The 10,151-nt window shown below is 64.8% G+C and carries 11 protein-coding genes and 1 tRNA gene; 4 read left to right on the top strand and 8 right to left on the bottom strand.

The features are described 5' to 3' along the window. Window positions 1-7: 7 nt before the first annotated feature. The 4 genes from ACFYOH_RS31070 to ACFYOH_RS31085 all read right to left on the bottom strand — a co-directional run bounded on the left by ACFYOH_RS31070 (window position 8) and on the right by ACFYOH_RS31085 (window position 3,351). Window positions 8-628 carry a DUF2637 domain-containing protein gene (locus ACFYOH_RS31070; protein ID WP_388632331.1) on the bottom strand — a complete coding sequence of 207 codons (621 nt, stop codon included), beginning with the start codon at window positions 626-628 and terminating at the stop codon, window positions 8-10. A 34-nt stretch (window positions 629-662) separates the two neighbouring features. Continuing rightward, a complete protein-coding gene (locus ACFYOH_RS31075; protein WP_388632334.1) occupies window positions 663-2,039 on the bottom strand; it encodes an FtsK/SpoIIIE domain-containing protein in 1,377 nt (458 codons plus the stop codon). Then, complete coding sequence (locus ACFYOH_RS31080; protein ID WP_388632337.1) at window positions 2,039-2,395, bottom strand: hypothetical protein; 357 nt, start codon at window positions 2,393-2,395, stop codon at window positions 2,039-2,041. Before ACFYOH_RS31080 ends, ACFYOH_RS31075 begins: the two co-directional genes overlap by 1 nt. A gap of 167 nt (window positions 2,396-2,562) precedes the next feature. After that, complete coding sequence (locus ACFYOH_RS31085) at window positions 2,563-3,351, bottom strand: GntR family transcriptional regulator (protein WP_388632340.1); 789 nt, start codon at window positions 3,349-3,351, stop codon at window positions 2,563-2,565. Window positions 3,352-3,460: 109 nt separating this feature from the next. Here ACFYOH_RS31085 and ACFYOH_RS31090 point away from each other — a divergent pair, with 109 nt between their 5' ends. From ACFYOH_RS31090 to ACFYOH_RS31100, 3 genes are read left to right on the top strand one after another with little or no spacing between them, the layout of a single operon-like run. Beyond that, window positions 3,461-3,868 carry an NUDIX hydrolase gene (locus ACFYOH_RS31090; RefSeq protein WP_360738425.1) on the top strand — a complete coding sequence of 136 codons (408 nt, stop codon included), beginning with the start codon at window positions 3,461-3,463 and terminating at the stop codon, window positions 3,866-3,868. A gap of 46 nt (window positions 3,869-3,914) precedes the next feature. Next, window positions 3,915-4,343, top strand: a complete 429-nt coding sequence (locus ACFYOH_RS31095) for an ATP-binding protein (protein ID WP_388632343.1) — start codon at window positions 3,915-3,917, stop codon at window positions 4,341-4,343. After that, window positions 4,337-4,732 carry a hypothetical protein gene (locus tag ACFYOH_RS31100; protein ID WP_388632345.1) on the top strand — a complete coding sequence of 132 codons (396 nt, stop codon included), beginning with the start codon at window positions 4,337-4,339 and terminating at the stop codon, window positions 4,730-4,732. The genes ACFYOH_RS31095 and ACFYOH_RS31100 overlap by 7 nt, the downstream gene beginning before the upstream one ends. Window positions 4,733-5,226: 494 nt before the next feature. Here ACFYOH_RS31100 and ACFYOH_RS31105 read toward each other — a convergent pair whose 3' ends face one another. The 4 genes from ACFYOH_RS31105 to ACFYOH_RS31120 all read right to left on the bottom strand — a co-directional run bounded on the left by ACFYOH_RS31105 (window position 5,227) and on the right by ACFYOH_RS31120 (window position 9,545). Then, a complete protein-coding gene (locus tag ACFYOH_RS31105) occupies window positions 5,227-6,210 on the bottom strand; it encodes a restriction endonuclease (protein WP_388632348.1) in 984 nt (327 codons plus the stop codon). A 375-nt stretch (window positions 6,211-6,585) separates the two neighbouring features. Further along, window positions 6,586-7,488: a DUF4365 domain-containing protein gene (locus ACFYOH_RS31110; protein WP_388632350.1), complete on the bottom strand. Its 903-nt coding sequence runs from the start codon at window positions 7,486-7,488 to the stop codon at window positions 6,586-6,588. Window positions 7,489-7,696: 208 nt separating this feature from the next. Next, window positions 7,697-8,764: a hypothetical protein gene (locus ACFYOH_RS31115; protein ID WP_388632353.1), complete on the bottom strand. Its 1,068-nt coding sequence runs from the start codon at window positions 8,762-8,764 to the stop codon at window positions 7,697-7,699. Between the two features lie 199 nt (window positions 8,765-8,963). Then, window positions 8,964-9,545, bottom strand: a complete 582-nt coding sequence (locus tag ACFYOH_RS31120; RefSeq protein WP_388632355.1) for a DUF4365 domain-containing protein — start codon at window positions 9,543-9,545, stop codon at window positions 8,964-8,966. A gap of 367 nt (window positions 9,546-9,912) precedes the next feature. Between ACFYOH_RS31120 and ACFYOH_RS31125 the strand changes: the two genes are divergently transcribed. After that, window positions 9,913-9,999, top strand: a tRNA-Arg gene (locus ACFYOH_RS31125). Window positions 10,000-10,151 lie beyond the last annotated feature (152 nt).

The following is a 10,151-nucleotide window of genomic DNA, read 5'->3' on the forward strand; positions in this document are numbered from 1 at the left end:
TCTCCTCTCAGAGGTGGACGGCGATGGCTTCGGCCATCGGGGCCGGGACGCCGAGGCGGGCGCGGAGAGTGGGGGTGTCGATCGGGACGCCGGTACGGGCGTGGTGCTCGGCGGCGACCTTGCGGGCGTGGTCGACCAGGGCGGACGGGACGGGTACGGGCGAGGGTTGCGGTGGTGCCTCGATGGCCGGTTGGGCAGGTGGCTCGGACGCGGTTTCGGGCTCGTCCTCCTGGTCCTCGATGACCTCGGCTTCGGAGTCCGTCTTGGGCGCGGTGTGAGCGAGGAGGGTCCCGCCGAGGAAGGCGATTGCGGGCCAGCCCGCGACGAGGATCCGCAGCCAGGCCGGGACGGCGGCGAGGTCGAGGAGGCCGGCGGTGGCGACGTTGGCACCGAGGGAGGCGGCGAGCGCGATGACGAACCAGCACCAGGCCGCCGCTTTGCCGTGCCCGGAGCGCAGTCGACGCCAGGCGGCGACCAGCAGCAGGTCGACGGAGACGGGGTAGGCCCACGCCTTCCATCCGTCCTGTCCGGCGGCCACGGCGACGTCGTGGAGGTGGGCGAAGGACAGCGCGGCGGCGATGAACGCCTGGACGAGTACCGCGTCGACGCGGGCCAGGTGGGCACGCATGATGCGGCTCCTTCCGGAGTTGGGCAGGGGAAGGTCAGTCGGTGACCGGGTGCGACAGGACGACCGGCGGCGTGCTCTCGACCGGATGCTCGGGCACGTCGGGCCGGAAGGGCTTCAGGGCGGGGAGGTCGGGCACCAGGTGGGCCGACTCGCGGCAGGCCTCGGCAGCGTCGCCGAGGGAGAGGTACGGCGTGCGGATGCGGGACCAGCCGCCGGAGGTGTCGCCCGCCACGGCCAGACCGGGCCGTTCCGGGGCGATGGAGCAGGCGGCGGAGACCGCTTCGGGGGCGATGTCGCCCAGAGCCATCTTGGCGGAGGCTTCGTCGTTGACGCGGTGGCAAACGCGCCCGGTGAGCTGGGCGCGGAGCATGGTGGCGCCCTTGCCGAGTTCGGCGCCGAAGCGCTGTCCGCACACTTCCAGGTAGATGCCGGCGGCACGGCCGAGCTGGGCGAGGCGGATGAGCTGGGTGACCATCTCGTCGCGCCGTTCCTCGTCCTTCTTGGTGGCGACCATGAAGAGTTCGGCCACCTCGTCCACGAACAGCACTATCGGCACCGGGCGTTCGTGCTCGGGCAGGCCCCAGATGTCGGAGGTGATTTCCTCGTCCGGGGTGCCGGGGGCGATGCCCTGTCGGGCCTTGATCAGGTCGTAGCGGTCCTCCATTTCCTTGACCAGCACCGGCAGCAGTTCAGCCGCCTGTTCCGGGTCGGTCGCGAGTGCGGAGAGCCGGGGCGCGAAGGGAGCCAGCTCGACACCCCGCTTGCAGTCGATGCCGACGAGGGCGACCGACTGAGGAGCGAGTCCGGCGATGAGGTGCCGCAGGTACATGGACTTGCCGGACAGCGTGGCACCGAGGGTGAGTTGGTGGGGGATGGTGCGGTAGTCGCGGACGAACGGCGTGGCGTCCTCTCGCAGTGCGACTGGCACCTTCAGGAAGCCGCCCGCGATCTTGCGCGGCATGCGCACCCGCCGTAAGACGTCGTAACCCACGAGCCGCAGCTCGACGACCCCCGGCTTGACGGTGGTGACGTACACGGCGTGAACGCCCCACGCGTGCCGCAGCCGTTCGGCGGAGGCGGCGACGTCGGCGGGTTCCTGGCCCGGTGCCAGGCGGAGGCGTATCCGCAGCCCGGTCGTGGTGGGCCGGATGAGGCCCCGACGCGGCGGCACGGGCCGTACCTCACGCTGCGTCATGGCCTTCACGGCGACCACCCGCAGCCGGGAGGGTGCCACCGTCAGGCCACACGCCTCCATGACCGAGCCGTACGAGCTGAGCAGCCGGACCGTGGACACCGGAAGACCGACCGTGGACCAGTACGCCGCCGGGTGCTTGGCCCGGGCGTAGGCGGCCCCGCCGCCGAGTGCGGCGACAGGACCACCCACTTCCAGAAGCGTCGTCAGGTCGGACATCAGGCGGCGGCCCCGGTCGCAGCCGGGAAGGCGGCCGGAGTGACAGCAGCAGCGCGGTAGGCGATGCCGTGGCGCTGCTGGCCGTTGAAGACCGACTCCCACGGCCGGGCGACGAGGCCCGGCAGCGAGACCGGAGCCCCGAGGGTCAGTCCCTCGGAGATGCCGCCTTCCGGAACGGTGACCTTGATCAGCGACGACTCGCCGTCCTCGATGTAGACGACGCCGATGGTCATCAGCGCCTCACCACTGTTGGCGTCCTTGGCGATCTCGCCGGTCTGCCGGTCGCGGACCTTCGGCTCAGGAGCCTCGGTGAGGAGGATCGTCGCTCCGGAGGTCTCCACGTGGATAGTACGCAAGGCACACTCCTATCTACTCGTCTATACAAGATGCGTTCTGTGAGTCCCTTGATCGGGATCGCGCACTCACCTTGCCACACAACTTGCCCACTCGTCTATACGAGTAAGCGTGTTGGGGTGTACGAGTTCGGAGAAGCGTCCCCGCGCACCACCGCAAAGCGTGAAGATCAGGTCGCAGGAAGCTGGTACGAGAGGACGTACGCGTCCGCCGCCATCACCGTGTCGCAGACCTCGACGGCCCGACCCTCGGTGTCGAAGGCCGTCCGGATGAGGTGGATGACCGGCACGCCGGCGGCCAGCCGAAGCGTCTTCACCTCTGCGGGCGAAGGCATCCGGGCGCGGATCTCTTCCTCGAAGTGGTCGAGGCGGTGACCCAACTCTTCCAGGCGGGCGTAGATGCCGCCGGGCCCGGGGTTGGGTTCCGCGATCGGGGTCCCGCGGGCGATGTCGAGCGGGAGGTAGGAGGTGGCGAACTCCACCGGTCGCCCGTCGAGCAGGTACCGGCGCCGACGAGCCAACACGCGCCGCACTGATCCCAGCCGGGCGGAGACGTCCTGGCTCGCCTTCTCCTCCTTGACCTCCAGGCTGTCCACCTGCGGGTGACTGCCGGCCGCGTCGGCCTCCACGATGAAGGCGGACTTCCCCTGCTCCCTGTGTCGCCGTGCGAACCGGTCCGAGGCGAGCCGCCGCACGGGGGGCCGAGGCCGGACGAAGACGCCCTTGCCGTGCTCGGCGTGCACCAAGCCCTCACCCTGGAGGATGGAGAAGGCGTTGCGCACCGTCATCCGGGACACGCCGAAGTGGTCGACAAGGTCGGCTTCGGAGGGCAGCTTCTCGCCCTCGCGGAATCGCCCACGGTCGATGGCCTCGCGCAGTTGATCAGCGATCTGCCGGAAGACCGCACGATCGCTCGTGGGGTCGAGATCACCGAGGAGGCCCGAAGAAAGAGGGCTCACGTGAGTACTCCTTTAGGTATCTAGACGAGTGGGCGAGTGTTGTTGCTACGGTGGAGAGCCTAGTCAGCCGAGAGGGCCGAGGAACGTGAGCACTGAACGCCCGCACTCCGTGAGCGTCGCCGGGGTCGTCGTGGACGACCAAGGCCGGGCCCTCCTGATCCAGCGCCGGGACAATGGCCACTGGGAGCCGCCGGGCGGTGTCCTCGAACGCGAGGAGACCATCCCGGAAGCACTCCAGCGCGAAGTCCTCGAAGAGACCGGCATCAAGATCGCCCTTCCGGCGACCCTGACCGGCGTGTACAAGAACATGACGGGCCTGATCGTCTCGCTGGTCTTCCGCTGTGAAGCCGCCGACGGTGTGCCCACCACCGGTGACGAGACCCGCGCACTGCGCTGGGCGACCCGCGAAGAGGTCACCGAGCTTGCCGACGAGGCATACGCGATCCGCGTCCTGGACGCACTCGACGCGACGACCCCGCCGGCCATCCGCGCCCACGACGGCGTGAAACTCGTCTAGCCCGAACCCGCTGCACATGGCGGCCTACCAGCACGAAGGAACTTGTATGCACGAGTATACGAGTACAGCCCGGGTCTGGGGACTGAGTTGCCCAGGATTCCCTGAAGAAGTGAGCCGGGCCCGCCGCTGGACCCGTGACATCCTGCGCGGCTCCCCCTTAGCCGAAGACGCCGAACTAATCGTGAGCGAGCTGAGCGCGAACGCGATCCTTCACACGGCCAGCGGCCGGGAGTACGGCAGCTTCCACCTGGCGGTCGCCGTCTCGGCTCAGGTGGTGGCGGTGTCGGTCACGGACGACGGAGGTACGGCCATGGCCCCGAAGGTCGAGCACCAGGACCAGGAGGCCGAGCACGGCCGCGGGCTGGGCATGGTCAGCGCCATTGCCCACCGGGTCGTCGTGCACGAGAGCGACCAGGGTCACACGGTCACCGCAGAGCTGTACGCGGACGCCCGCTTGGGAGGCCACCCATGCTGAAGCCGCCGCAGTGGGGCTACTGGTGCGAGTGCTGGACCGAGGATCTGACCGAGCAGTGGGTGCCGGCGCTGCTGGCATCGTTCGACGCCTACTCGGCGCCGCAGGCAGACCGTTGGGTAGCGGTCGCACTCCGCACGATCTCACCGGCCCTGGACGCGGACGCCTCCGACGAGGCATGGGAGTGGCTGTACGAGGGCCGCATCGAGACCCGTCGAGCCCTGTTGCGCGCCGAGCCGTGCACGGTGTCAGTGACCCACGCCAAGACCCGAATCACCTGGATGATGCGGCCGGTGCTCTTCCTGCCACTCGCGCACCGCCAAGCAGCCGAACTTCCCGCATGCACGTACGAGTTCAAGCCCCGCCCGACAAAGCCCCGGCCGACAGACTGAGTTACAACTTTCTCTACTGGTTCAAGGCGGCTCGCTCCGCTCGCCGCGCGCGGCCCGGCCCCCGGCCGGGCCTGCGCTCCTGCCTTCGTCCCGCTCCTGCCCGGCCGGTGTCCGTGCCGCGCGCATAGCGGCGAGCCGAAGGCCACGAGTCGAGTGCTGCATGGGAGCGGCCATGGTCAGACCGATGCCTCCGGCGGGGGATCGGCCGGCACCGGGATGGAGGGGGCGCCGTTCCCGCCCGCGGGTCCGTAGTGGCGTGCGCGGGGAGCTCCCATCCCGTCCACCGTCGACCCAGGCAAAGCCGAGCAGACGCGGCCCATGGCGTCCAGGTCGTTCGTACAGTGGCGCGCTCCACCTGGACGCCATGGACCACGCCCGCTCCACGGTGTGTGGGTCGACGGCGGACGGGATGGGAGCTGGGGTACGTGGGGGCGAAGTCGTGAATGTCCGCTATAGCACGCGTAGTCCCCGCGGTTTCGGGCCGTCGTGCAGTCCTATCGCGAGGAGCCTGATCCGGGCAGCCATGGGCCCGAGCCGGGTGTGCGCATCTCCGTCAGCCAGGCGACCAGTGTGTCGTGATTCGTCTCCTGTATTGGATAACCACGCGCCTCAACCGTGTGACGCGCGCCGGGAGACCACGACGAGGTAGTGGCCACCATGCCCTGACGGGCGCCTTCAAACATGACGTCCGTAGCGAGGGCTTTCACCACGACACGGTCCACCTTGCCCCGTGTGCGTTTGCACTGCACCAACATCACGGCTGGGTCGCTTTCTCCGGCCTCCGGATCCCAGGCCCGCACGTCGACGCCCTCATCTCCACGGCCTGGGCCGAGCTCCACCCGGAGCCCTTCCCGCCTCAACCGCTCCGCGACAAGCCCTTCGAACTGTCGCCAGTGCATCTTCTCCAGGGCTGAGGTGTTGGAGTCCAAGAAGTCTATGAAGCGCTGATCGAAGAACAAGCCAAGCGGCAAAGGCAGCGCTTCGGAGTCAAAAAGATCACGAAGATCGATACGAGAGGTGTACTCGCTGCGCCGTACTCGTGACCACGGGCTTGCCACGACGTTCCGATTGATCAGCAGCAGCAAGCGAGCTGCGATCATCACCCCTCGTGAACCCCACCGTTGCCTGACCTCGTCGATTAGCGGAGTCGGATCGATGACGTTGGATCCGGGCGGGGGCGTCATCTGCGGGAAGCGCTCAAGGGTGTAGTCGAGAGCCCCGGGATCTTGTAGGAGATCGGGGAACTCCCGCATGAGCTGAGGCATGACTGCGGGCGACGCCAGGGCGTCAGCCGCATCAGCATCGCCGAACGCTGCGAGGAGGCTTTGGGCAAGTTCTTCCATCGCCTCCGACCTATAGCTGTAGATAGCATCCATGTCTTCCGGCCACAGCTTTTCGAGCCCCTGGGCTACCGCCGCTCGTACCAAGTCCTCCTCAGACACAGTCAGCCCAAGCTTGAAGCCGACCAGCTCCGCCAAGGAATCGACAACGTTACGTCCACTGATCCGGATTCTCCCCATACGTCCCCTCCCCTGCCTGCGTTACACGTGCCCCTCGGTCTCGTGCGCGTCACGCTGCACCCCTTACGGCGCCCGCTGCGTACCCGCAGCACCAAGTGCGGGCAAGGGCAACCACCGCATGCTGCCATAGCGCAGAGAGGCATCAGAAAGTGGCCGTGCCCCTCTCGTGCCCGATTACGGAGGAGCAACGGGGGCCGCCGGGTGGCAACCGTAGCTAGACATAGCGCCGGACCGGGACTTCCCTGGAGTGGTCCGCAACGTTCCCCCGACGGTCGTAGCGGCTGACAGTCAGCAGGTCACCCAATTCGACCTGTGACACTAGTAGGGCCATCTCTAAGCCCGAAAGGCTGACCCCCTTTTTACCCATTGGATGGCGTCCAGGATCGCATCTTGCAACGCTTTCCCCACGCCATTTTCTCGCCAAGCGACGACATACACGGGAGGTGCTCCGTCGCCACCAGACCGCTGAGCGACTTTCCCAATAGCCCGAGTTCCCGTATAAAAAATGACAAGCGGCAAAAAGCTGCTCCGATATTCAGTTGCAATTCTTCGCACCCCGGACGGCGACCCCTGCAGGGCGAGCCGGACGCCAATTTCGTCACCCAGGGCGCCATCCATTACCCACAAATTCAAGTCCCAGGGCCCATCAAATTGATTCTTATCCACGACGACGCCTGGCACCATCGCGCACAATCGCGCAGACAGCAAATGTTCGAAGTAGGCCGCGCGTTGCGGCTCCCCTGCAGGGGGTGCAAAGGCCCAGTCTTCGAGGGCGGGCACCTCCGATACGGAGCGCGCAACCGAGCCAAGCACTTGCGCAGAGTGCGACGCAAGACTTTGAAGACGAGGAATTTGGATCTTCGCGTTTTTCCCTGTCGACTGAACAGTTTGCTCACTGACGTGCTGCCAGTACACCATCTTTTCTGTCGGGTGATAGAGCATCACGACAACTGGGAGTGAATGCCCAACCCAATAGGAGGTATGTTCTGCGCTACAACCGAACCACCAGCCGGCCTCCGAAGGTCTTCCGAAGTAGCTGAGGCCGGACTTGATCTGCACGCCGATAAGCCTGCCTGTTGCCTTAGAAGTTTCGGAGTCGACGATTTCAAGCTGTGCGTCGATCCCGAAATCGGCTGTTTCCTGCTGCCGGAACAGCCAGCCCAGCTCAGTGACAACTAGGTGCTCTATCCAAGACACGCCGGCCCGGTCGACTTGCTGTGTGGGCTTTACCCGCATACCCCTGCCCCCTTAGCCACATTAACCGCGCATCTCCCGTTCGGTACCGTGCCCCTCGCTCGATGCCTTGCTTCATCGTGCCTGATCACGGAAGCAGTTGAGGGGGCCCCAAGCTGATGTCACACGCACCTGCGCGAGCCAGAGCGCTCTGCTGGCGTGGAGCGGTGGCCAACGGCTGACTCCACCGACCTCGGGCATCATTACCCATCTATTGATTGCCCCGCGAAGGATCGGGCGATTGCTGAGGCAATTGACTGGCACCATTATCAAATAGGTCTATCTGCCCGGCCGAAACATTCCTTACAGATCGAGGCCGCTGATACTCGTCCACATGCCCCATTGTTCGGATGACAGTGGCATTGTAGAGCCAGCTCAGATTACCCTCTTTCTCAAGCTTCCCGGAAACCTGCAATGCCAAGTCTTCTTCGTGCGCCCTGATGGCCTCGTGATAGTCTTCCTCGTCAGCCAATCGAACGCGTACTTTCCGTGCCGGCCCCGACGTCAATGCCTCTACTCCAAAGACTCCTGGACTCCCTACGTCTTTTTTGGCCAGTAGATGTACGCGGCCGATCATAGTCACCATGCGAGATGACCTATCCTCTGCGAGTCGCACTGCCGCCTTACTCAAGGGCTCCGCGTCTGAACCCCTGAATTCAAAGTGCGTTGATTCGGGAATCGACTCCGGGCTGCTCGAATCCCATTCAACGGTGATATCGGCACCATCCGAATTAGCGGCGATACCTAGGAGAGCTTGGGTCATCTCATAGGAGATGCCCCGTGGCACGCCAGCTTCAAATCCAGACAGTGATCCACTAGTGCGGTAGTGCTCAACTGCCTCGGCAGTCGCCTCCACAGCACGGACGACCGCTTGTGAGACCTCCCGAGCATGTGCGACACCCACATCAGGGAGGGACGACATGTCGCCACCCGAGGCTGACAGCGAGATCCCAGCGTGCGGCGGAGCATAGGCGGTGACGATGTAGCTACCCGGCGCCGTCTGACCCATGAGCACTTCGTCAAGATAGCGACTCGCGAAGCGACCATGCCGATTGACGAAGTGCCGGCCGGGCCCCAGGAAGAACTTTGCCCCCGCTAGCAGCGTGCGACGGGCGGACTCGATCAACCGTTCACCGCTTCGCCAGTCAATTAATCCACTGGGTGCCGAAGATTCCCTTCTGAACCTGAATTCATCAGACGCGTCGACAGCAAGGCGCGGATAAATGACTCTGGTCCACGATTCGCGGTCCTCTGCAATCTGCATGAGCGCAGACTTCATGACGTCACTGAATTCAGGTGCGTGAACGTCGAGGGGAATCAGGAGGCTAGAGAACCGGGAATGAGCCTCTTCGGATCCCGGCGGAAAGTATCGCATATAGATGCCGCGCCTGCCACCTGCGGGTTGCCATCCGGCCTCCTCTAGTAGGGCCGTTAGCTTTCCCGGATCAACTTTCGAAGGGATCGTCACACTGGACCTTTTAGCCATTTAGCGATTCCCCCCTATCAATCTTGTCCAGGATCGCCGCCAAGGCGTTGGCATCCATAATATTCTTGGTCGGAATTCGGACGGTTGGCTTCTTTACCTTGGAGTCCGCCTCCACACCTTCTAAGTATGCCCAGTAACAGCAACGCCTAGTCCACAGGCCGTCATGTGTGACCTGCGTCCATTCGGCCTGCTTGGGAGGCGTAGTCATAACGATCAAGATGGCTTTCGGGTAACTTCTGACCTTCACCATATGATCGAAGTACTGACGCTTGCTGAACTGATAGCTAAAGAAGTCTTTGGTCGGGTCTGGCACGGTCTGCGTGGTGCACTTGAGTTGCGCGAAGACCATGGTCTCCTGCGCTAGGGCCGTCTGCGGAGGACGGATCAGCTGGGCGTCAACACCCCACTTGTCCTTGCTGATCAGCTCCATCGTGCAACCTGCCGTCGCAGCAACGCTCGCCATGTATCCCTGCTGAAGCTGCTCCATCATGTCCGTCACCGTCAACGGATCAACAGCTTCGATGTGGCTTGTGCGCGGTTGCCCAATCCCGCCCGCACCAACCAGCTCCACCACCGGCAGCCCCCCGCCTGAGTACAGAGGTTGGCAGGATAGGTCACCGGTGGTTGGTCTGAGTAGATCCCCGGCCGGCCCCATGGGGCCACGATAAAACTGGGCACTGACACGGCCCTTGTTCCAGGAGCAGTGACCATCCAGCCGAGGCACTGTCAGTCAATGCCCGTTGAAAGGGAGCAGACGGCAACGCCCAACGAGGCGCACTTGCGGATCATTCGGCCAGGTAAGAGGCACAACAACTCCGGTCCTGGCCCCGGCCTAAGTTGCTTCGGGACGAAGAGGTCTCCGTGCCACAGCCGTGCCAGATGCAGGGGTCAGCAGCGGTCAACAAGGGTGGCTGGCGGGTGCATACGTGCCCGCTGACTCGGCCGCCGAAGCAGCAGGTCACCGCCCCGACACCCCCGCCGCTCTCCTAAAGCGGGTGTCGCAGGTTCGAATCCTGCCGGGGGCACCAGTTCAGAGGGGCCTCACATACCAATTTTGGTAGGTGAGGCCCCTCTGACATCTACAGCTGACTGTGAGGATGTCGGTGGTGCCGCCCGAGACGGTCTGACCCGCCAACTGACCGACGTACAAGCTGTCTTGTTGATGAAATGTCGGCCGACT

The sequence above is a fragment of the Streptomyces sp. NPDC007856 genome (assembly GCF_042868225.1).
In the GTDB taxonomy this organism is placed as follows: Bacteria; Actinomycetota; Actinomycetes; order Streptomycetales; family Streptomycetaceae; genus Streptomyces.

Excerpts from the sequence above, each read along its gene's own strand:
- ACFYOH_RS31070 (WP_388632331.1), bottom strand. The coding sequence starts at position 628 with ATGCGTGCCCACCTGGCCCGCGTCGACGCGGTACTCGTCCAGGCGTTC.
- ACFYOH_RS31075 (WP_388632334.1), bottom strand. The coding sequence starts at position 2,039 with ATGTCCGACCTGACGACGCTTCTGGAAGTGGGTGGTCCTGTCGCCGCA.
- ACFYOH_RS31095 (WP_388632343.1), top strand. The coding sequence starts at position 3,915 with ATGCACGAGTATACGAGTACAGCCCGGGTCTGGGGACTGAGTTGCCCA.
- ACFYOH_RS31100 (WP_388632345.1), top strand. The coding sequence starts at position 4,337 with ATGCTGAAGCCGCCGCAGTGGGGCTACTGGTGCGAGTGCTGGACCGAG.
- ACFYOH_RS31110 (WP_388632350.1), bottom strand. The coding sequence starts at position 7,488 with ATGCGGGTAAAGCCCACACAGCAAGTCGACCGGGCCGGCGTGTCTTGG.
- ACFYOH_RS31115 (WP_388632353.1), bottom strand. The coding sequence starts at position 8,764 with ATGAAGTCTGCGCTCATGCAGATTGCAGAGGACCGCGAATCGTGGACC.